Here is a 22,583-nt window from a genome sequence, read left to right on the forward strand (position 1 = left end):
CGCATTAGCGTGTCTCGTCTTCTCAAAATTGACATCTGCATAAACATCCTCTGCGGATAGCAGCTCGAGTACTGTGTTTTATGTGATGGGCGAGGCGAGCACCGGCAAGGTGCTCGCCGCCGAGCTTATTTCTTTTGTGTACGGTAAAGTACGCTTACGGGGATGGGATCACCAGGCGGAATAATGGTTACGTCGGTCTGTTTTCCGCCATCTATTTTCACGATCGCCATCTCTGCGCGATCCTGAATATGGAGCTTGGGCGAGAAACTGTAAGGGCCAAGACTCGTGGAGACATCCTTGTACTGGTTCATTTTTGCTACGACATCCTTGGCATCGAAGCTTCCCGCCTCTTTGACGGCCCGCGCCCAGAGCTCCATCCACGCATAGATGGGCAAACCGGTTGCCTGTCCAAGTGGCTTACCGTACTTGGCTTTGTACGCATCAAGGATCTTCTTGACTGAGGAACGGGGATCCCCTTCGGTTGAAGCTTGCATGACCGCATGGAAGTTGCTTAAGTTAGGCACCGAACCTGTCCAGAACGTCCCAGCCATCGCTTGGCCACTGACAATCGGGAGATCAATGCCAGCCGCCCGGAGCTGACGCAACGCAGTTGCTGAGCCCGGCAAGTAAGAGCAAAGCATAATTAGATCCGCTTTTTTTTCCTTTATCGCGGCTGCGATTCGGGTCACTTGCGTTGCAATGCTTGGATCCCCATTGCGGAAGGTATCGCGGCCAATAATCGTGCCGCCATTCTTTTCCCAAGCCCAGTCAAAGCCTGCGCAGACCGATTTCGTGTATTCGATCGTGCTATCCAAAAGGACGTAGGCATTTCGCGCCTTCTTCTGCTTGTATGCCCATTCAGCCAGTGTTGCGCCCTCAACCTGGGCGGCGATGGTGGAGCTGAACACATTATCTCCGGCACCCACCGGACCCATCTTTGGATCGCCAGCGCAAAGCGATACACTCATTACGCCGGCCTTGTTTGCTTGCAGCGCCGCAGGCGCACCAAAATCGTAGTCGCATGTGACGAAAACGAGCTTCGCTCCGTCTTTCAGTACGGCGTTGCCTGCCTTGGCACCTTCTACGCGATCGGATTTCGTATCAGCCATTACTGACTTCAATTTATGGCCGAGAAGTCCGCCACTGGCATTCAACTGGTCAATGAATAACTGAGCGACTTTCGCTCCTTCTTCATCATATGGTTGGAACATGCCGGATTGGGCGATAGCGAAACCCACCACTGCCTCTTTATCCGCTGCCTGGACTGCAGCGGTCGTCAGCATGCCTATTGCAGCGCAAATAACGGCTGCTGAACGGGGTACCGACCAATTCACTAATTTATTCATGGTTGTCTCCTTCAATTTTGGATATCTATGAGTCTTGTGCTAGCCAGCATGCCGGCTGTCCGATTAATTGCTACGACATATTTGTCTCGGCAACCATATGATCGTATAAAACCATTGTTTAGACAAGCTCCTGGTCGCATCAAATATGCCGCGTGTAGTTACAGTTCGTATCTGGTGGTGGCCTGGTTACTTTTAGAACCAAACCACAAGGTCTGCAGAAAGTGCTGTTTTTGAGTCCTTTCCGCCGTAGAACGCGCCTACGCCATTGTTATTTTTTTGCCAGTCATGCCTGAGCTCGGAACGCACGCGGACGTTTTTAGTCACAAGATGACTCGCTCCCAGGGTCGTAGCGTAGTAGTCTGTTTTCACCATGGACAGGGGATATAAGCCAAAACCATCACGGTCTTTAAATCTCTCGAAACGGACGCCATATCCAGTTTTTTCGTCTGCAGCATACAGAAGGCCAAGCGTCTGACCATTCCATTTGGCACCCGAGAAATTGGGGCCACCAATGATATCGATGGTGCTGCTTCTACCATCGCCTGCCTGTTTCCCGATCACGAGTTCGCCGTATGCCTTCCATTTGCCATCTCCAAAGATATGGTGGCCACCAAACGAGTGAACCTGACGGAGCTGGTTCTGGTCAGAGATGATTCGATTCGCACCAAACTGGAAGGGTCCATTTGGGTCATTTTGGTCATTTCCTGCAATGAAACGCCAATCGAATCCGGTTGCAAGATTCGCGCTTCTCCAATGCAGTGCACCTACCAGGTTCTTTTCAGAATTGTTGTCCTGGCTGTTACTCCAGCCATTCACCATCCCTCCCTCGACGGTCCACAGTCCGGCTTGCGCGCTACGCCACAAATTTGTAGAAAGTAAGAAACCCAGGTGAGTGACCGGTTCACCGAAAAAGGTATAAGGACGGCTATAAAAGAAATTCCCTAAAGGAGTCTGGCTGGTAGATAGGGATACCTCATTACTGACGGGGGAAAGGAATCGACCTACCAGTAAGGATGTGCCATTTCCCCAAGGCATGTAAGCCTTCAGGAATGCTTCCGAATTGGCCAGATAATGATGACGGTCCCGAGTGCCGCTTACAGGGTCTTTTTGGTTTCTCGACCAGTTGTCATCCCAACCAGCCATGAGATGAGCGATGGCCATCCTTCCATAGGTCAGGCGAGTCTCAAATCCAAAATCATATTCTTGAGGAACAGGCCCGGGCAATCCAAATCCACGCGGGATAATATTGCTTTTCAGAGGCTTATCGACATGGACCTGCAGATTGTTGAGCTGAAACCCAGTATCGCCATTGGGTGCTGCCGGCCCGTTTGCTCCGCCATCACTTGGATTTCCGTTGCTGCTTGCGACGTATCCAAGTTGTGCAAATCCAGAGATGGTAATTCCTCCCATCCGCTCGGAAATATCATTTCCGAACAGGGAACGCATCAAGCTGCCTTCCGGCGGCAGTGAAGCTTCTGCCAACACAGAAACCGGGGCAGCCAACAAAGAAGCTAGTGTGCCGGTAACGAGAATATGGGTTAGTTTCGACATAGATTGTCATCCTCCTTTAGGATAATTTTATTTTCAAAATTACGCTATCCGGCCATACAAAATCCGTCTGAAAGTTAAGTACGTACGGATAGCGCTACACGCCAACTACTTCTGTTATTGCCAATTGCCCCAGCGTTGGGAAGCCACACTTAAAAAAGAAATGTCAACCGGCGTCAGGCTGCACTGCAGGTGCGGCGCGGCGAAAGGTTTCCAGTTCCGCGCTTACTTCTCAGCGGTGAGGCAATTGTTGACATTCCAGCCGTACAGCCACTCCATGGCATCGTAGAAGCGTTCCGGCGTGCGACCTTTCCACAAGTCGTTGCGGATCAGCCGCTCGACGCCCTTGGCGTGGTAGAGGCGGCCCATTTCGCGCGACGACAGCACGATGCGCGCGGTGCGGGCGATGCGCGAACGCTGGTAGAGGTCAAACGCCAGGGCAAAATTGTTGTCATGTACGCGCAACGCTTCACCCAGCGTGACCGCATCTTCGAGCGCCATGCACGCACCCTGCGCCATGTATTGCGTGGTCGGGTGAGCGGCGTCGCCCAGCAGCGTGGCTCGTCCGAACGACCATTGCCCGATTGGTTCGCGGTCTGCGGTGGCCCAGCGCTTCCAGCTCTTGGGCAGTTCGATCAGCTGGCGCGCCTTCGGACAGATGCCCTGGAAGTAGCTTTGCACTTCTTCCGCGCTGCCTTCGGTGACGCCCCACTCTTCCTGCTCGCGGCTGTGGAAGGTCACCACGACGTTGTACTGCTCGCCGCCGCGTAAGGGATAGTGGACGAGGTGGCAATTCGGCCCGACCCAGATGCTGGCCGCGTTCCATTGCAGATTTTCGGGAAAGTCCTTCTTGTCGACGACTGCACGATAGACGACATGGCCGGTCACGCGCGCCGGGTCGTTGACATATTGTTGGCGCACTACGGAGCGAACGCCGTCGGCGCCGATCAGGGCCACGCCGCGATGGCCATTGCCATGCTGGTCGTAGACGGTCACGCTGCCGTCATCCTGCTCGATGCGCTCGATGCGGGTCGAGGTGAGGAATTCGACGCGGCCAGTTTCCTGTGCTCCTTCGAGCAGCGACTTATGCACATCGACGCGATGAATGACCGCATAGGGATTACCGAAGCGCTTGCGGAAAGCCTCGCCGGTCGAAATGCGGCCGACCTCGTATTCGTCGATAGCGTCATGCATGACCATGTAGTCGGTAAACACCGAGCGGCTGCGCGCCTTGTCACCAATGCCGAGGGCGTCGAATGCATGGAACGCATTCGGTCCGAGCTGAATTCCCGCGCCGATTTCGCCGATCTGGTCGGCCTGTTCCATCACCTTGACCCGAAAACCTCGGCGAACCAGCGCAAGTGCCGCAGCTAAACCACCGATGCCACCGCCGGCGACGAGTACGGGAAGTTGTTGGCTCATGATTTGTCTCCTTGCTGCATTTCTGTTTTCGGGCATCCTATCCAGGAAGCCTCTGCTCTGATTTCTTATTCCGGCTGGCCGATGGTCAGCGCGATGTCGCCCACCTTATCTACATGACCGGTGATGCGGTCGCCCGGCTTCACCGCGCCCACGCCTTCCGGCGTACCGGTGAAGATCAGGTCGCCCGGTTCCAGATGATAGAACTGCGTCAGGTCGGCCAGCAGTTCGGGGATGTCCCAGATCAGCTGGCTAAGGTCCGAGCTCTGTTTGGTTTCGCCATTGACTTGCAGCGAGACGGCGCCTTGCTTCAATACGCCCAGGTCACCCACGGGGACGATTTCCGTGCATACCGCCGATTTTTCAAAGTCCTTGCCAAGATCCCAGGGGCGGCCCTGGTCGCGCGCCACCAGTTGCAGGTCGCGGCGGGTCATGTCGAGGCCGGCGGCGTAGCCGTAGATGACTTTCGCCGCGTCGGCTTGATCCAGACGGAAGGCCGGGGCGCCGATGGCCAGCACCAGTTCCATCTCATAGTGATAGTTTTGCGTGCCGGCCGGATAGGGAACGGTCGCGCCGGATTCGACCAGTGTCGAATTGGCTTTGGTGAAGTAAAAGGGGCGGGAAGTCGCCTTGTCCACCGGGCGGCTCATCTCGATGGCGTGCGCGTGATAGTTGCGGCCGACGCAAAAGATCCGCTTGACAGGAAAGTGCGCATCGCTGCCCTTGATCGGCAGGGAATAGACAGGCTCGGGATTGAAGACGTATTTGGTATCTGCCATGATGTTCTCAATAATTCTGGTTGCGCACTTCATAGACGCCCAGCTTCTTCTGCAGGGGAGCGTCGTCGGCGATGAAAATGAATGCGGGCTCGGTAGTCGACCGATTTGCCAGCGTGACGGCTTCAAAGCCAGGCACGCAGCAGGTGTCGGCTTCAGCGAGCGCGAACTGGCGTTCGGCGACGCTGACGTCGGCGCCGCCTTCGATCTGATGGAAGACCATGGCGGTGGAGCGTACCGGCAGTGCCAGACGTTCTCCCGGGCGCAGCATCAGGGCGGAAAAGCCGAGAATTTTCTGGCAGTCGGTGCCGTTTTCCGGGTTGACATACGCTACCTGCACCGTCTCGATTTCCGGCTGCGATGTCGCCAGGGAGAGCAGCGCGGCGCGAACGTCGGCCCATGGATAGCGCAGCATGGGGAATGGCTGCGTGGCGCGTTCGAACACCGGCGTGGGTACCACGCCGCCCCGCAGATAGCCGCGGTTGTTGGCTTCGGCATTCGTTTCTTGCGCCTTGCCTTCGGTGACGTAGGACGCTTCCATGTAATACACCAGCGGCAAATCCAGCACATCCAGCCAGACCACGGGCTTGTCGCCGTCATGGCCGTGTTCGTGCCACAGGCCGGTGGGGGTCAGGATCAGGTCGCCGCGTTGCATCGGGCATTTTTCGCCATTCACCGTGGTGTAGGCATCTTCGCCTTCGACGATCATGCGCACCGCATTCGGGGTATGACGATGTGCCGGTGCCCATTCGCCGGGCAGCAGCAGTTGCATGCCAAGATAAATGGTCGAGCTTGCTTGCATCTTTTCCAGGCCATGTCCGGGATTGGCCAGCACCAGCACGCGGCGTTCGGCTTTTTCGATCGGCGTCAATTCGCCTGCCTTGAGCAGCAGCGGACGCAGGGCCTGGTAGGACCAGAATGCGGGTTGGGTGCGCGGAATGGGTTTGCCAGGCGGCAATACTGCACGCAAACTGGGCCACAGCGGCACCAGGTTTTGTTCGGTCAGTGCCGAGCGATATTCTTCCGGCAGGTCTTCCAGGCGACCAAGATCCTGCATAGCGTTCTCTCCTCCATCATTCGGACTTGTCAATCGGCCGCCCCGCGCGATGCAGTTGCGGCGGTGATTGGCTTAGGTGATGGCGCTATCCTAAGAGCAGAGCATTATTCTGTAAATGCAATACATTTGATAAGATGTATTCGATTTTTTAATAGTAGGAAAAATTACTCCATGACCGGAATCGATGTTCACCTTCTTGCTATTTTTAATGCGATCTACAAAAGCCGGAGCGTAAGCGGTGCTGCCCAGGCACTACGACTTAGCCAACCAACGGTCAGCGTTGCGCTGTCAAAACTCCGGAGTCATTTCGGCGATCAATTGTTCGTACGCACCTCATCAGGGATGGCGCCCACGCCGTTCGCCGAGGAGCTGGTGCAGCCCGTGCTCACGGTGATCGAGGCGCTCGATACGGTTCTCGGCCGACGACACGAATTTAATCCGGCCTCTTCGGACCGCACATTTGCGATCTGCATGACGGATACCAGTCAGGTTGTGCTACTGCCAGGCCTACTGAAAAGACTGCGGGCGGTAGCGCCGGGTATCCGCATCCGTGTCGTCTCGATTCCTAATGATCTCGCGCGGCAGATGGAAGGTGGCGACATTGACCTTGCCCTCGGTTCATTTCCCCAGTTGGAAGTTGGCGTTTATCAACAGGTTTTGTTTTTGCAGAATTTCGTCTGCATGGCCAGCAAGGACCACCCGCGTATCGCCGGTACACTGACACTCGAGCAATTCGAAGCCGAAAATCACGCGACGATCGGCTCCACTGGCGCGGCGCCACAGATCATTGATCACGAAATCGCCCGCCAGGGAATTTTTCGACGTACTGTGCTGGAAATCCCGAATTTCTTCGGCGCTGTCTCCGTGGTCGAACATACAGACCTGATCGTGACTATCCCGGAACGACTGAGTTTTGTCCTGCAAGGCAGAGGGGCATATCAAGTGTTGCCTGTGCCGTTTCCCCTACCGGGATATGAAGTCAAGCAACTATGGCATCAGCGCTATCACAACGACCCGGGCGTTCGATGGCTGCGCGGCGTAATCTCCGAATTGCTTTCAGACACGGAAGACCGTTCTCTCCAGACTGATGCCTGACAAGGAGCGGTACTGACGCTAGTCCGATCCGCGTGTGGAAAATAAACTCACATCAGGTCCGAAGGCGCTGTCGACATATGGATCAAGCCGAGAAGATAAAAGGCGGCGCATCTTTCCGGGTATCCTGGCAATTTTCTCGTGGCCGCGTAGAACAGATTAGGCTTTAGCTAATTTAATCAGCCTCGTGCTCAAATCTGACCAAAGGTCAAAAACTGCTAATTTGCGAAATTGCCCGAAAATCCATGGGCACAATTTGGCACAGCGTGGGCACAGACAAATCTAGTCAGTGCTCACCCTCACTGTGGCTTCGGAGTGCAAGAATTTTGCTGGGTATAAACAGCAGTTGAATTTACGGCAAAAGTGCTTAATCGGCTAACTCATTGATTATTTTTGTCTTTCATTCTTTTGCTTCGTGACCACAAAACAACCATTCACACCGATTATGTTTAACTAGTCACACTAGCTGGCACAAGAAACTCAACTGAAACGCCAACTATATGACTATTAACCGAATCAATTAAACCACAAATTTCTTGCAAAACAAAAAATTTTTAGTTAAATTATTTCCACCCTGAGCTGGCAGGGCTTCGCCAACCTAGCCTAAATTTGCAGTCTTGCACGAACTTGTGCTTCGCTGCCTTGGTTCTTGAAACCAGATCTATATGCCTCGTGCAAATCAGCATGAGGCCGCAGGAGAAAAGTCGAGTCGCCTGACTCCCTTTTCATTTTTTCCTTTCTTTCTGCCCTTCCCGGAATTTTCGCGAACTTTAGTCTAAACATCTAGGCTAGCCATTCGTTCGCCTGGCATTTCGCCAATCTCCGCCTGCTTTGCCAGGCCCGCTTCCTTTTCGGTTGCGCTAGCTGTCGTTCGGCAGCCTAACGCCGGTAGTCCGGCATTCGTCGTTCTCATCACTTAACCGAAAAGGACTCATATGCGACAGTTTCACCCTTCTCTGCACACAAGCATTCCCGCAACAGCAACTGCATTCATCACAGCATCCGACAAAGATCGGATCATCCGCATCCTGACGGTTCTCGGTGCATCAAAAGGTGCGCCGCTGGTGGGCAGCGTGCTGACTCTGTGCAGGTCTGCTCTTGAAACATTTAGCCGCAATTTGCCATTCCACTCAGAGCAGTTGACAGAACTGAACGATTTTCTTGCCCGCGTCACGCCAATTTTGGCGCTGACGCACGACGATTTGGATCCTGACCTGGCAATGCAGGGAATAAAAACGGAATTCCCTGGGTGGAGCGCATTGTGCAGCCTACAGGCAACCTCGGTGCCAGAAAATGTACTCGAGTATCTCGGTGGCGAAATTGCCCACTGCGCAGTATCAGGAGGGAACCTCAGGGAGTCATCCATCAAAATTTTGAAGAGTGCAGCAAAGCACCTAAAAACCTCGTTTGTCCTTCCAGAGGAAATCCATACCAAGTTGCAGCGCAAAACTTTTGAAGCAATACGAAAACACCGTCCCAAGGGTTGGACCGCCGACGAGAATCTAGAACGACAACATTTTTCAGGCTATTACCGCAACCATATTTTCAGTGAAATAAACTTCGCAAGATCCGAGGATCGCAAAGCGACCCAGAACCTTGCAATGCAAACCCCATCCGATTTTTTTGCCAGCACGCGGCTCCTTCGACGCGACGTCGAGCAAGGAGACATGGCAGCGCTCTTTCTATGCCTAGATCTATTGGTCGGCGTTCCACCAGGAATGTCTCGCAAAGTACCGATACTGCTTCCGGAGATATCTGATTGGGTGATCGTTATTGACGTTGTCGCAGGCATCATCAAAACAGATTTCTCGACCATCATTGCACGCGCCAAAGCGCCGCTGGCAGGCTGCATACCATCGAACTTCATTGCCTGCCGCCCACTTCCAATATTTTTGGCAGAGGCGCTTCGGCAAGCGTATATGAATAACTCAAGAGCGCAGACGCTAGGCGATCTAGACAGCGAGCAGCATTTATTTGCCAATAAAAACCGCACCCACCATTACAACCCACACTCGAACATCATTCCCAGCCGTTCGAGGCTGATTGCGGCCCGCGGCGCAATCGCCTTACAAGCGGGGGTGAATCGCGCTGCCGCAGCGCACATCGTTGCGGATTTTCAATTGATCGGAAATGCCCAGAATCATTACATCGTTATAAGTCGGGAGGAAATTTCTCTGGGGGCGGCCAAATTCTACGACCACATCGGTTGGGGCGCTCCAGTCCCCTTGGAAGCTGGGCCAGCGACCGGTTCAGTAATTATGCCCGAACGGCAAACCATCATGCGTCGTCATGCAAACTTGGCCGCACAAGTCTCTGACACACATCCCGGGAAAAAATACTCGATCCTGGGGTTGGCAACGTATCATGCAAATTACGCCAATCTTTGTGGTGCCACGCTCGAATTAATGACCGCGGCGCGCGCAACCAATGTACTTCGTTTCACAGCAGCGACATTTCCTTCCGGGGCGAGCTATACCAGCATTCTTGACAAAAAAGTAGGACTGCTGGACGGTCATTCGCCTGTTCCGATTTCACCATTTCTGGCCGAACAGGTACGTCTCTGGCTCGCGCATTGCCGCTGCCTTGACCAGCGCTTGGCGCGTAAAAATTGGTTAACGACTCACCCCGTCCGCCAGCACATTCAACGCATCTTCACAGGAGAAGCGGTTCCGCTGCTGTTTCACTTTCAGGAACAGCAACTCGAATTTATCGGTTCGCACCATATCGAGCAGACATTGCCTCCCGAACTTCGGCACAAGGGCGACGGCGCAAGGCATTTTTGGGAAAACACCCTACGAGTGGCTGGCCTATCTTCCCCGGATATCAATCGCTTCATGCGCCACGAAACGATTGGATTAGAAAATTTTTCGTCGACCTCGGACGGGACACTCGCTGACGCGTTTGCGCGCATTACATCAGTGCAGCAAAAGACACTGCTTGAGCTCGGCATTTTCCCTGTTATTGGCCTGGCAAAGAGGTAACCCGATGGCAACGCAATCTTCTATCAAAATAATTGCCCACGAGGGGGGACGCAAGCATTTATCTCCGACAATCGGGGCTGGCGAGCGAGCTGCCAGAGTTGCTTCCTTTCAGAAACAGTTGATAAAAGGCTTCGTATTTCATGATGACCCGGAGGCAAAGCTGATCGCGCTTGCTATAACAACCGAGGCCCTCGTCAATCTATCGGAACTCAAATTATTCTTGAGTGCAGTAAATAACGTATATGCGATTGAAAGCAAGCATTACGTCAGTTGGATAGCCGAAGATCGGCGAGTTGACCGTCGCGAAATTTGCACATTTACAAGGATCACGATAGCGCAATGCAACGCTGGCACTAATTGGCATGATGCATTGAAGCGTTTCAGTCAAAAATTGCGCCAAATGCATTACCTGCCAAGGCTACGCTCAGATCCCGATGAGTATCTAACGGAATTTTCGCAAGATGCGGAGGCTTATTATTTCAGCATCCTTCCCAATCCGCTTTTCTGTCATGTAAAGCGAGTTGCTTCAATCGCCGCACTACCGGACAGTGCATGGGCGAGATATGCATCGCACAGGCCTCTGGCATCGAAGAAAGTATCGGACGAGTTGGTATCTACAGAGAGCGTGGAATCAACTGTTCTCGACGCTTTGTACGAAAACGCACTTCCGGCAAGCGGCTCCTGGTTCATCCCCTTGTTGACTGCCGCAACCGGCCAGGTCGCCCAATTATCGAAACACACGGGGCGACAGGCCGTCCTGCAGGCACTAATTGACCTTGCACCGCAATGCAAGGTCGCCGGTCCGATTGCCGCCCTGCTGCTGGGATGGACCTGGCATATGACAACCTGTGGCACTCCGCAAACCCAGAGCGGGAATCCCAAAACTGTGCGCGCATACGTTTCTTCCGTCTCTGGCGTCTTGTACTCGGAATTAGCTGCGTCCAAAACGCATCCTCTGGATCTTGAAATGACAGAGCTTCAGAATATTTACGCAAAAATCATGACGCAAGGTGTCTCCGGCACCGTCACCAGAGCAGCACTGCACGCGTTTCATACCTATCTAGTGCAGGTGCATGACTTTCTTCCGCTTGTGGTTCCACTTTCTGAAACGGAAGATCCGCTCCCCCGCGCTAATCTGTTTTGGGAGCACGAAGTTTCTCATCTGCGTAATCTGTTATTGCATAGCCATGACAACGCCGACAAACGGCTTCTTCAGCAGATCCGTGTGCTATTCGAATTGGGGCATGCACTGCACTTTCGAATCGGGGAAGCATTGCATTTGAGGCTCTCAAACATCTGCGTGATCGAGGGTGTGATTGAAGTTGAAGTGGCGCCTAAGCGGAACGACGTCGGATTAAAAACAAAAAGCTCCCGCAGGAAAATTGCAGTTACGTGCCCCATCGCAGCGGAACATTTGTTGGCATGGGTGGCACGACGCACACTTGAAGGTGCGATGCCGGACGAATTTCTTTTTGGCGACCCCCATCGTGCCGGCAGTCTTTACCGGGTTGGCGCCACCCGAACAAGCATCAACAAGCTATTAAAAATTGTTACTGGTGATGATTCAGCCAAGTTCCACATGCTACGGCATGGAATTTCATTTCAAATGTTGGATGTTTTATGCAACCACGGCCCACTTGGCGAAATTAACGCAATTGATATCCTGTCGAGCCGCCTCGGACATGCATCTAGTCAAACCATTTTTAGTTGGTATTTCCATCTCCCGGAGCGCCCGCTTCGCACGGCAATTGACCGTGCATCACGCAGAGTGGATCTTAACAGTGCGGATGTTGCCCGCTGGACCAACATTAAAGAAGCGACCATACGCAAAAAGTTGCAACGAAAGACTTATGACAAGGATACTCATGAAAAGGATACGTTACATTGGGAAATACTTGATGCCTATGGCAGCACATTGGATTCAACACCCGTCACGACACGCTTCGAAACCACCGTCCCTCCCGACGTATTCACTCTTGCGACCGCCCGGCCGCTCGACTTCAATGTCATAGAAAATGTTCTGCGCGATATTGCCGACGGACGCCCAGTGGAGTCAGTGTGCCTGCGCAATGCACTTCCTCAAACCACCGTTGAAAGAATAGCCAGTTCGGCGATTCAGGTTGGCGGGCCGATATTCCTCAACCGAAGTATCTTGCGAGCGCTCGGCACAGACAGCCCCGTGAAAATTCTGATGGAACAGTTTCAACTCGGACGATTTCCGGATATGAATCGGTGTAGTAGCAGGAAATTTTCGCAAATCCGAAAATTCCTCCTGAGTCGGTCGGCGCACCAATCGGTTGCCCCCGCCCTCGTAGGGTGGTCACACCTCTGGGAGCAGGGTTACCTCTGTCTGGACAACATTTCAGATTTCAAAGCAATTGCGATTTTTCTGCACCACTGTGAGATTTCGCCATCCAGTCTCTTAGTCCGTGTCAGCACATTGGACGGATTTGCACTAACACAGAGACCTCATCCTCTTCGGGCATTCGACAACCCTGTTTTTCAAGCTACGGCTGATGTCGACCAAGTGATGAATAACATCTTCGGAGTATTGCCCCGCATTCAGATTGTTGATGAGCGCAGCGGTCGTCCGAAACGCTACCTAATTATTACCAGCCAGTCTCCCGATCTGGCCGAAAGTGCTTCGTCCGCGGCGAGCTCAATGGCGGGATTTCATGCACTCATGCTAATCGCAATGGTTTCTCAATCGATTACAGAATCAGATTCATCTTTTCAGCAGGATCGAGAATGACCCCATCAACCTGGGTTGCCGATATTACGCTATTCCCGACTGGAATCATTTCAATCGACGAAGAACGCCTGAAAATAGCCTCGCTAAAGAACTTACTTGAAGTACTGATTTTTCCATGTGGGCTCTATGATCGTCTTAAATTTTTCACTTTTGACGAGAGTGGATTTACTTGGCTTCGTCTCAATCTGCCAGCACCAATACAACAAGAATTGCGACTCGCGGCTGACGAAGATAAGTGGTTGCACGGGCAATACGTTGAAGACCTTATGGAGAGAGAAAAACAGCAAATCCGCCGATCTCTTTTCGGGTCCATGGAATTGGCAGGCAAATTTCTTTATCGGACAAATCCAGGGAATATTATCAAGCAAATAGATCAATCTGCTTATGATGCAGTCGAGCGAAAAAAACTTCGGGCAATCCATGCTGCGTGCAGCATGTTCCCAAAAAGAAAAATATTTTTTAGAGATTCGGCTGGCAATCACACGCTAGAATTTGAGCAGTTCCGACGCTTTGCCACAAACCCAGTCACTATCGCAATTTCCGCAAAAGTTTTACAAGTAGGGCGAAATCATGCAGATCTGATCAATGTCGTGTCGATTGAGGGCGGACGACTTTCTGGAGACAAAAATGGGAAAAAAAGAATGCGATGGAATTTTCAGCGCTTTCCTGAATTAGGAGAAATTCTTTACAGCCATGTAAAAAATGGTGAAAAGATTGATTTGAAAGTTCGCGAAACCAGATGCGCACTGACGTTGGGCCTCGTGCAATTGGAATTTAATAGTCGAATGGAAGATTAGCACTCAAAAAAATCCGACGCTTATAACAATAGCGGCCAAATATCCGATGGCTATTTTCCAAATCACTGTTTCTCTCCAATCAAAAATTATCGACGCCTTCAATCAGGGGGGCTTTACATAATCTACAGGGAGGAATCCATAAAGCAAGGTTCACAAAAAGTGTCACCACTGGTGACACTTTTCAGGGTATTGTGGACTGTTATATCCGCTCCTCTTCCGACCCGACAGAAAAGATAAGCTTTTACATTCAGCCATTGCGATCCATTGCGACATTTTTGTACGTTGCGATTTTTTGGCCATTTTTTAGCAACGGGTGATTTTGTGGCTGATTTTTAGCAACGTGTGATTTTGTGGCTGATTTTTAGCATTGAAGTTGTCATTTGGCCGCTGCTTTCTGCTCTTTAATCCACTCATTCTTGCCATACCGATAGCCAGGAAACTCCTTCTCCAAGGTCGTTTGCCCCACAAGCAGCCGTCGCGCCAACGAGGCAACCTGAGCCAGTTCAACCTCGTTTCTGACCTCCAGCGGAACAATCAAACTGATCCCCGTGGCCCAATTCAAGCGTTCGCGTTTCCACGAGGCATTGACCTCCAGATCAATGCCTTCGGCAGTCAGACGTTCGCGAATTAAGCGCAATTGCTTGTAGTGTGCCTCTTGCTCAGCCGAAGGTTGGCGGGTGGTGTAGCTGACGATCTTCTTGCGCGATTTACCAACCCGCTTGTAATTCGTCGTCGTCCCATCCAACAGCCAGTCATCCTGCGGGCCGGGACCAGCTTCAACCCAGGATTGCTCGTCAATCGCGCTGCCATAGACATGGCGCGGGTGCTGCCACCAGACGATAATGCGACGGCCATTGAGAATGAATCCGACATCATCCCACCGCGACAAACTATCCGGCCGTGTTTCATTGTAGGAGTGTGGAACGTACAAGCCATTGTGATTCAAGCGCCATGGATGTTTCCGATGGTATTGGCGCTGCATTCGGACAAGGAGTTCTTGTTTGTGGTTTTTCATCGCAGCACCTCTGAAGGAAAAATTATTGACTCAGCTTGAGCCGCAATTTTCGCTAGACGACGTCATCGATACCAATTGCGGGATCACACTGCACCAGATTTGGCAAAAACGGTCTGAACCAGTGGCCGCAATCATCGAGCGCTACCCAACTCTCCAAAACGCGATTGGACTGCCCGCAACCAGCCCTCCACTTCAACGTGCCGTGGGTAGTTCCAGATGACCTCACACAACGCAGGCAGATTTCGCCAATCCGGCGTCAATCCGACAATCCGGGCGCCGATGTCGGTTGAAAACAGCGCCTGCAGTTCGGCGAACGATCATGTCTGCCGCCAGATACTGGAAATGACGATCTCGACCTGAGAGTAATCGTGTAGAATCATCTCGAGCTTTTCTCGATGGCAAAGTAGCTCTTCACCTTGATTACAAAATTCAGGGTGTAGCGCGCCGTCAAAATCGAGAAAGAGAATCATGCCGCAATACCGAATTCCCGTTCCACTGGCCGCATGAATTCCCAACCATACTCCTCGTCGGTTAGCCAGTGACGTGATTTCTACCGACGCCCACGTTTTCGCATCTCATCAATTTCCGCCTAATCGATTGTGCCCGTCCGGTTCTTTTTTACTTTCCGGATTGCGTCCGATACAAGGGCCACTGACTCATTATCATGCAGCGACATACCACGCGATCGGATCGCCGAACTCGAGTATTGACGTGAATAAATAGTGCGCTTTCTGGTTCTGCTTTTCATGATTGCTCGCCAACGCCATTTTTCTTAACTTCGATTGCGTTCCCGCTCAATCCGGCCCATCTCAATCTTGACTTGCCTGTATGCCCCGACAAGTGGCGCGAAATACAAACGCAAGCTGCTTCTGAAGATCCTTCGCACATCACATGCATTCATAACCATTCTCCTCACTAATTAATGAGAATCGCAGGACAAAACATCAATGGCTGAGTTTGAACCTCAATTCAACCTCAACGACATCATTGATGCCCGTTGCCGCATCACACATCACCAAATTTTTCAAAAACGGCCTGAACCAGTAGCCGCGATCATCAAGTGCCACCCAACTCTCCCAAACACGATTAGCCTGCCGCAACCACCCTTCCACCTCCACGTGCCGTGGGTAATTCCCGATGACATCACACAACTCAGGCAGATCCCGCCAATCCGGCGTCACTCCGATAATCCGGGGGCCGATATCAGGGGAAAACAGCGCCTGCAGTTCGGAGAGCGATCGTGTCTGCCGCCAGGTACTGGAAATGACGATCTCGACCTGCGGGTAATCTCGCAGGATCGTCTCGAGTTTATCTCGACGGCAAAATAGCTCTTCACCTTGCTTATAGAATTCAGGGTGCAGCACGCCATCAAAATCGAGAAAGAGGATCATGTCGCGAGCCTAATCATTCTGTAGATGCCGCCAATCGAATTCATTTCGCCATTCGCCTTTATTCGTCAGACTAGTTCGTTAAGCTAACCTCGGTCGTCATGAGAATTTCTTGTCTTTGCGTGAACCCATTCCATTGACTGGATTCTCTGATTCGATTCATGAACAAACCGCTCAGTCTCGTCCATTGATGTGGCTGCAAGATTGGCAGCTGCTACAGCTGCATCGGCGAGTGCATCCAACTCTGCTAACCGCTCGAAATCCGGGCTAGCGAATTCCCGTCCCACTGGCCGCATGAATTTCCATGCATATTCCTCGTCGGTTAACCAGTGACGTGATTCATGATACGTCTTGGACATGGCGTAAATGCGATGCTTTTTCTTCCGGTGGTTCATGGACGATCCAGTATCGAGATTGAAGGAGTCCCTGGTTGAGAGTTTTTGGTATGCAAGAAATCACATACTACTTACGCTTCTTCCACGAGTCGATATCGATTCTTGATATTCTGTTTGCAGCTTTCTGGTTTAGGTCTCTTATCGCCAATCCAAGCGGCATGGCATCGCTTTGCCAGTCTTCCACAACGGAATCAATACCAGAGAGTTTTGTCTCCATATCTGCATGGATTTTATCGCGAAGAATCTTTACCTCATCTTGCGTATTCATCTTCTGAATTTCTTGGGCTCGCACACTGAGCGATTGCGCTGCTTCCTTTATTACGAACCTGAATGCTGTGCGGCAATTGATGTTCTGCGTAGATTTCGCGAATTGATCAAGACCTTCCGCATCTTTTTTCTCTAGCAAAGCCTTTTTCTTTTGTACGCAAGCTCTCAAGCTTTCCAGCGATTTTTCAAAACCCAGCCCTTGATAGTATGCAATGTCGCGTACGGGCTCCGCCTTGTCGCAACCCAGCAGAAGTGCAAAGGCAAACGCCGAGACGCCCAATTTGATTTTTCTGTTTTTCGACAAAATATATTCTCCCCTGAATATGGTATTGCGTTTATGGAATATGGATACTGGAAAGTCTCGCAGTTGCTTTCAGATTCGATCAGCCGTTCAAAATTCTTCGGTCATAGCAGGCATCGCAGCCCGCTAATTTTCCAGAATTTTTCTTTTTTCCTTCTCGAATTCTTCCTGCGTCAACAATCCTCGCTCCTTGAACGCAACCAGTTTTTCAATTGCTTCGATTCGCGAAACCGGATTACCCGGCGATTGTGGCGACTGTTCGGGATTCGCCTCCGTATATTGCGGCGCCGGATCGGACCGCTTGAGCTTGCTGGAGATCCAGCAAATCAGCCGGTACAGAAAATAGAGCTGCAGAAGCGCCAATGCCAGCTTAAAAAGCCCGCTGAAAACAGTTCCATGGCCGCCTAATGAAAGAATCACGTAAGCGAATGGGGCAATACAGATCGCGCAAAAAATTGCCATTCCAATGCGTATCCCACCACCGGTTTCGTACATGACTGCGCCACATATATTGCATAAATGTTGGGTTTTCATGTAAGTGATGTAGCCATACCATGGCGAGTAATTCCAAAGCCTTGGATGAACATGATTTTGACAAGACGGACATGTGACTGCGGTCATTGCTTTGACTCCTTTCATGCTTCTAACGCTCGTGACCTTTGATGATTTATCCTGCATACGCCACGTCAGACGGCGAGGTACCGGTTGACATACCCGCTAGGGCGATCCGCAAGTCTTGCCAACCCTGTCAGAATGCCCCTGTCGTGAATGTGAAGTTGATGTTCACTGCCGCACCGTTGTTCGTGCCTGCCGCGGTGAAACGATAGGTGGTGTTGGTCGCTAGCGGGGCATCTGGCATAAAGATGATCATCGAACCGTCGGTGAGGCTGTTGTTCTGGTCCGTGGTACGGTCCAGACGGTTCAGCATCAGCGCGGTATTGCCACCATCTACGCGCAGATCGACCGTGGAAAACATCAGATTTTTCCCGTCACGCGCCTTTACGTAGACCGGGTGGCCGATTGGCTGGGTCGCTAGATTTCGACCTGCGATAGGCGCCGGAGACTCATCGTAATAAGTTTTCGTCAAAACACCCGTTGTACCGGCGCACGGATAGGTGGCGACAACGTTCCCGGCCAAGTGCTGAGTTGAGCGAGCGTCGGTCGTCGCAACGTTGATGCTGTATACCCGGCGCAATGCGTTTGAGCCTACGCCAATGCCGATGTCGCGGTAGCCGAGCAACAGCGTTCGGCCGTGATAAGGCGCAGCAAAAAGATCTTTGAGGTTGGTTTGGCCGAGGTCTGTGCCATAGGCAGGGAAAGAATATGCGATTCCCTCGCCCCAGGTTGTCGACGAATAACCGGCCGCGAGATTGCGGTCATAGACGTTCGCGCCGGTAAAGCCAACCGGGAACGCCACGCTGTTCTCTCCATGACCAGACGTATTATTATTGATTTGATAGTCCGCATGGGCTTGAGCGGCAATATCCAGTTTTACGTCCTGCTGCAATAGTCCGAAACCGCAAGCCAGCCGCTGGGCATTCAGGTAAGCATAACCGGCTAGTTTATCGCTGCCGACACCATAGGTCGCTGCAGTAATACCACTGTTTTGGATCGTGCTTGCAGCGCTCGTCGTAGTGGTCGTTGTCGTAACCGTGGTATTACCAGCCGCATCGCCCCCACCACCTCCGCACGCAGCAACTAACGCGGATGTCGTCAATACAGCCATGGACGCTCGTATTGTCCGAACTCTTCTATGCATAGTTACTCTCCCTGAATTTTCTTGTTCATATTTTTAAAGGCATTTTCCGAGCCAAATCGGCGCCCTGGACATTTTGCAGAAATTCACCACTGGAGTTTATACTTAAACACCATAAGTAAATAAGGCGATAGACCTGTTTTTTATTCAATTTTTGTTAATCCGTCGTATTCTGTAACTTGGCAAGTGGCTTGCTTTACATACCCTCGCCGTTACGGTAACTGGACTCGCGGTAAGCAGCATTCGCGTATCGTGCCCAACACATGGTTCCGTACCGCCTGAAATAGCGGCTCATTACTTGCCTGCGGCCGATGCAGGCTGACCAATTACCCGATGCCGTCAAATACATTGCGTTCCGCGGCAGATCCAGCGCCCCCATTTCAACGATCAGATCGTCGCTGTCGTCCAGCGTGATCCGTAGTTGCTCGCGGCTCGCTCCAAATTCCGTGATGCATGTCAGGGTCCAGCTCGAATCCCCGACCAGTGGAAGTTGGAGTGCTAATTCTCGAAGGATGGGATGTATCTGGATTACTGAGGAGTTCGTCATAACGATGTTCCTTTCGGGCGTTAATGCCTTACTTTCCCACAGCGCTTTTCGAATTCAAGAGGGCTTTCGAGAAAAATGTTTTGATTTTTACCCTGCATTGACGCACCGTGTCCTACCAGGACAACCTCACTTCTTGCCTATGCTGTTTTAGTTCTGATGCATTCAAGACGTATTGATCAGTCTGTTTTTGAACGGATATTTGTCATTAATTCATTATTAGTGAATAAACACGATCACTGATAGTGAATGTTGCAAGCGGTAATGTACGGCGCATGAAATCCGCCTCCGAGAAGACTGCTGCACTGGAAAGACAAGCGTTCAGCGACCGGCTTCGGCGTGCCATTGCCGATTTTGATGAATCGCTTCTAAGTCCTACAGTCCTGGCGCGCGAGTTCAATCGTCGATCCCGCCATAGCACGATCGGCACGACGGCCGCGTACAAGTGGCTGTCCGGCGAGGCGATTCCCCAGCAAGAGAAGCTAAGTTTTCTGGCAACCTGGCTCCGTGTATCAGTGCAATGGCTGCGTTACGGCGCTGTCGCGGACGATTCTGAAGCTGGTGCCGTGGTCGGCAATAAGGAAAGGCGGCGCCAAGACAAGCTGTTGAGCGACTTCGGCGCACTAGGGGAGCGTGACAAGGCGCTGATTGAAAATCTGATTCAGGCGATGCTGCACAATCAGTCGTCCTGAATTCTTGCAGTGCACAATAAAATCAGCTGTCCAACTATCTCGATTGATTCTATTACTTAATAATACCCAGGCCGTTTCGGCTCTGGTGCATCCAGAATCGTATCGCACACCTGCATCATCGGATCGAGCCAATCAGCCTTGGCCAGCGCCCACGCTATCCAGTCTGCGTGCTCCGGTCGAGCCCCCATATCGGTAATCAGTTTCTGTTCGCGCGCCGCTATATAGCCTCGAAGACGTGCCGCCCTTTCCCAATTGATGGCATCGGTTTCCAGCTTCTTAAATCGCGCCAATTCGTTCTCGCGCCGCTGCACAAGATAAGCATATCGTTCCTCTCGAAGCCGACGCGCCTCTTTCTGCCGCGCTTCTTCTGCTTCTTTTGCCCTAGTCTCCTCGATCAGCGCAATGAGTCCGGTAACGATCTCTGCCATGCGCTTTTCGAGCGGCGTGCGACTTGTATCGTTCCAATTTCGTGAGGGCCACCGGCCTGCTGAAATGGTCAATATTCCGGTCGGACGATAGTCATATCCAGGGGTATGCGGATATGGCATCGCCACATCCAGCATTGACCGACTCCGATACCGCTCTTTCGCCCGCCTTTCGGCGGGCGTATCCACGTGGGTAGTACGTTCGACCCGTTCGGTGATGCTGAACGAGACGACCGTGCCATCAAGATCCAGGAGCGTTTCCTTGCGCTGCGCATCGATGCGTATCGTGACGGACTGCTTTTCAAGTTGCTTCAGCAAGGAATCGGCGATCAATAGCGCGCGGTCAAGCGATGAACTGGAAACCTGAAGATGCAACACTTCAGCCGGAGCTGCCCGAAGACCTTTCTCGTCGCTTACACCCTCCCGTTGTTTGAGCCGTTTGCCGGCAGCTTTCACCAGGGGATGGGGATCAACGAGTTCCGTCGGAACGGTGATTGCCTTTTCAAGGTCCTCTCCGTGACTGATTATTTTTTGTTTGGCGACCGTTTCCGCTGCCTTCCTTACTGGATCGACCTTGCTCAGTACCGCATCTTGGGGGCTGTTTTCCTTGAGCTTGGGTAAAGGCATCTTTTTCATGATCCGTCCCGCTTTGACTTTGGCCCAGTATCCCCGGGTCGGCAGCGGTATGCTCAGTTTCTTGCAAATCTTGGCGAGCCCTACGTCGGAAATGCCATAGCGCTTGGCGACAATCACAACGGGATCTGCCCACACCTCCTCATACAATTTTTGCCTATCCACGACAGTTTGATTGGGATTTGCCATAGCATTTACCGTTTAAAGTCGTTTTGGGCTGAAAAAAGAAATAGAGTGCTAGATTAATCAGCATTCCGCATCCACATCTCATAGAATTACAATTTGCGCAATATTGTTGTCGCCATATACATTAAAAGATATCAATCAGCGATCAGGAATTCACGGAAGCTGAATTCGTCATTTCGTCAGGCTAATTACGCAAGGGGATTTATTGGTGTTTAGTGAAATCGTCGCCGGTTTGAATCTTTGGGATCGATGTTTGAAACTTTGGGATCGATTCAAGAAATGGCATCACGCCAAGCAAAATCCGCCAATCGAATCGGTGGCGTCCCGATTCATCCGCCTCTTTGAAAATTACGGCGTTCACCGTAACCAGATTCCCCGATATTTTGGTCATGGCATCAAGATGCTGGACCTACAGGACGATGCTTCGCTCCTCCTAAAGCTAGACGAAGCTATCCTAGACGCGGCATGTGCGCGTTTTGCAGTTCGCCGAGAATGGATGGATGGAGCGGATCTTCAGGCACATCTTTGCCACGATTTCTATAAGGATCCCAAAGGCTTCGCGGTTTTACTCGAAACCCTAAAACAAAATAATCCGGATGGAGAATTGAATGGCATATTGGTCGCTCCTCTTGAAAAAGAGCGAGATGCAGAAGCCTTGCTTATTTTGCAGGAATCAATTGGCTTTATAGGCGAAAAGCCGATCTATCGCTATCATTTGTGTAATAACTGGTCGTTTTCCTACTGGAAGTCCCGTGCTTATTTGACGGCATGCATCGCAATCGCTTGGAAGCATGAAGTTTATGTACATGGCATTTTTGCGCGGAAGAAAGTCATTGAGAAATTATCAGAGGGGAAAACTTTACTTGGCTGGCAGGGTGATGGAATGTGGAGCCTTGGTATTAAGCGATGGCATCCAGAAGACATGGCCCTACGCCCAGAAATATATCTTAATGGGCTTGATCCTGAACAAGACAATTTTGGAATCGTGGCCGGCTTGCAGCTCTGGCTTGAATTGGAAAATAAAGGCTTGATGAATACTGGCGTTGATGAAAGCGCCCGACCACAGTTTCAACAAGAGCTAGCCAAGTATCAAATTGCATCGCAATCCATGGATTCATAGGTCAAGCTTCTTACCTAGTAGCGGAATTACGAAAGCTTTTATCAGTTTATGAATTTTTACATCAACAAAAATTAAACAGCGGTTCCCACATCA

19 protein-coding genes are annotated in these 22,583 nt (G+C 51.6%); 6 read left to right on the forward strand and 13 right to left on the reverse strand.

Annotation, left to right across the window (positions count from 1 at the left end; genetic code table 11):
* Nucleotides 1-125: 125 nt before the first annotated feature.
* The 5 genes from D3878_RS14475 to D3878_RS14495 all read right to left on the reverse strand — a co-directional run bounded on the left by D3878_RS14475 (nucleotide 126) and on the right by D3878_RS14495 (nucleotide 6,146).
* Complete coding sequence (locus D3878_RS14475; protein WP_119786132.1) at nucleotides 126-1,346, reverse strand: ABC transporter substrate-binding protein; 1,221 nt, start codon at nucleotides 1,344-1,346, stop codon at nucleotides 126-128.
* 192 nt (nucleotides 1,347-1,538) lie between these two features.
* A complete protein-coding gene (locus D3878_RS14480) occupies nucleotides 1,539-2,897 on the reverse strand; it encodes an outer membrane beta-barrel protein (RefSeq protein ID WP_119786133.1) in 1,359 nt (452 codons plus the stop codon).
* A 222-nt stretch (nucleotides 2,898-3,119) separates the two neighbouring features.
* The gene (locus D3878_RS14485; protein ID WP_119786134.1) at nucleotides 3,120-4,316 is read right to left on the reverse strand and encodes a 3-hydroxybenzoate 6-monooxygenase; all 1,197 of its coding nucleotides are present in this window, start codon (nucleotides 4,314-4,316) and stop codon (nucleotides 3,120-3,122) included.
* 65 nt (nucleotides 4,317-4,381) lie between these two features.
* Nucleotides 4,382-5,092: a fumarylacetoacetate hydrolase family protein gene (locus tag D3878_RS14490; RefSeq protein ID WP_119786135.1), complete on the reverse strand. Its 711-nt coding sequence runs from the start codon at nucleotides 5,090-5,092 to the stop codon at nucleotides 4,382-4,384.
* 7 nt (nucleotides 5,093-5,099) lie between these two features.
* Nucleotides 5,100-6,146 (reverse strand): cupin domain-containing protein, encoded by a 1,047-nt coding sequence (locus tag D3878_RS14495; protein ID WP_119786136.1) that lies wholly within the window; start codon nucleotides 6,144-6,146, stop codon nucleotides 5,100-5,102.
* Nucleotides 6,147-6,317: 171 nt separating this feature from the next.
* On the opposite strand from D3878_RS14495, the gene D3878_RS14500 reads away from it, so the two are divergent.
* The 4 genes from D3878_RS14500 (at nucleotide 6,318) to D3878_RS14515 (ending at nucleotide 13,768) form a co-directional block, all read left to right on the forward strand.
* Complete coding sequence (locus D3878_RS14500) at nucleotides 6,318-7,241, forward strand: LysR family transcriptional regulator (protein WP_119786137.1); 924 nt, start codon at nucleotides 6,318-6,320, stop codon at nucleotides 7,239-7,241.
* A gap of 932 nt (nucleotides 7,242-8,173) precedes the next feature.
* Nucleotides 8,174-10,219 carry a hypothetical protein gene (locus D3878_RS14505; protein ID WP_147383973.1) on the forward strand — a complete coding sequence of 682 codons (2,046 nt, stop codon included), beginning with the start codon at nucleotides 8,174-8,176 and terminating at the stop codon, nucleotides 10,217-10,219.
* A gap of 4 nt (nucleotides 10,220-10,223) precedes the next feature.
* Nucleotides 10,224-12,971: a tyrosine-type recombinase/integrase gene (locus D3878_RS14510; protein ID WP_119786139.1), complete on the forward strand. Its 2,748-nt coding sequence runs from the start codon at nucleotides 10,224-10,226 to the stop codon at nucleotides 12,969-12,971.
* Nucleotides 12,968-13,768, forward strand: a complete 801-nt coding sequence (locus tag D3878_RS14515; protein ID WP_119786140.1) for a hypothetical protein — start codon at nucleotides 12,968-12,970, stop codon at nucleotides 13,766-13,768. The genes D3878_RS14510 and D3878_RS14515 overlap by 4 nt, the downstream gene beginning before the upstream one ends.
* A 376-nt stretch (nucleotides 13,769-14,144) precedes the next feature.
* Here the strand turns inward: D3878_RS14515 and D3878_RS14520 are convergent, their stop codons facing one another.
* From D3878_RS14520 to D3878_RS14545, 7 genes are all read right to left on the reverse strand, one after another.
* The gene (locus D3878_RS14520) at nucleotides 14,145-14,783 is read right to left on the reverse strand and encodes a hypothetical protein (protein ID WP_119786141.1); all 639 of its coding nucleotides are present in this window, start codon (nucleotides 14,781-14,783) and stop codon (nucleotides 14,145-14,147) included.
* Between the two features lie 317 nt (nucleotides 14,784-15,100).
* Complete coding sequence (locus D3878_RS24815; protein WP_158592272.1) at nucleotides 15,101-15,253, reverse strand: HAD domain-containing protein; 153 nt, start codon at nucleotides 15,251-15,253, stop codon at nucleotides 15,101-15,103.
* Between the two features lie 474 nt (nucleotides 15,254-15,727).
* A complete protein-coding gene (locus D3878_RS14525) occupies nucleotides 15,728-16,174 on the reverse strand; it encodes an HAD domain-containing protein (protein ID WP_119786142.1) in 447 nt (148 codons plus the stop codon).
* Nucleotides 16,175-16,257: 83 nt separating this feature from the next.
* Nucleotides 16,258-16,566 (reverse strand): hypothetical protein, encoded by a 309-nt coding sequence (locus D3878_RS14530; RefSeq protein ID WP_119786143.1) that lies wholly within the window; start codon nucleotides 16,564-16,566, stop codon nucleotides 16,258-16,260.
* A gap of 67 nt (nucleotides 16,567-16,633) precedes the next feature.
* Nucleotides 16,634-17,137 (reverse strand): hypothetical protein, encoded by a 504-nt coding sequence (locus tag D3878_RS14535; RefSeq protein ID WP_119786144.1) that lies wholly within the window; start codon nucleotides 17,135-17,137, stop codon nucleotides 16,634-16,636.
* 123 nt (nucleotides 17,138-17,260) lie between these two features.
* Nucleotides 17,261-17,629, reverse strand: a complete 369-nt coding sequence (locus tag D3878_RS14540) for an SHOCT domain-containing protein (RefSeq protein ID WP_119786145.1) — start codon at nucleotides 17,627-17,629, stop codon at nucleotides 17,261-17,263.
* 253 nt (nucleotides 17,630-17,882) lie between these two features.
* On the reverse strand, nucleotides 17,883-18,860 hold the full coding sequence (locus tag D3878_RS14545; protein ID WP_119786146.1) for a hypothetical protein: 978 nt from the start codon (nucleotides 18,858-18,860) through the stop codon (nucleotides 17,883-17,885).
* Between the two features lie 849 nt (nucleotides 18,861-19,709).
* Between D3878_RS14545 and D3878_RS14555 the strand changes: the two genes are divergently transcribed.
* A complete protein-coding gene (locus tag D3878_RS14555; RefSeq protein ID WP_119786148.1) occupies nucleotides 19,710-20,126 on the forward strand; it encodes a hypothetical protein in 417 nt (138 codons plus the stop codon).
* A gap of 56 nt (nucleotides 20,127-20,182) precedes the next feature.
* Here the strand turns inward: D3878_RS14555 and D3878_RS24100 are convergent, their stop codons facing one another.
* Nucleotides 20,183-21,373 (reverse strand): hypothetical protein, encoded by a 1,191-nt coding sequence (locus D3878_RS24100; protein WP_199688168.1) that lies wholly within the window; start codon nucleotides 21,371-21,373, stop codon nucleotides 20,183-20,185.
* Between the two features lie 205 nt (nucleotides 21,374-21,578).
* Here D3878_RS24100 and D3878_RS14570 point away from each other — a divergent pair, with 205 nt between their 5' ends.
* The gene (locus tag D3878_RS14570) at nucleotides 21,579-22,490 is read left to right on the forward strand and encodes a hypothetical protein (RefSeq protein ID WP_147383975.1); all 912 of its coding nucleotides are present in this window, start codon (nucleotides 21,579-21,581) and stop codon (nucleotides 22,488-22,490) included.
* Nucleotides 22,491-22,583: the final 93 nt, after the last annotated feature.

The organism is Noviherbaspirillum sedimenti (assembly GCF_003590835.1).
GTDB lineage: Bacteria > Pseudomonadota > Gammaproteobacteria > Burkholderiales > Burkholderiaceae_D > Paucimonas > Paucimonas sedimenti.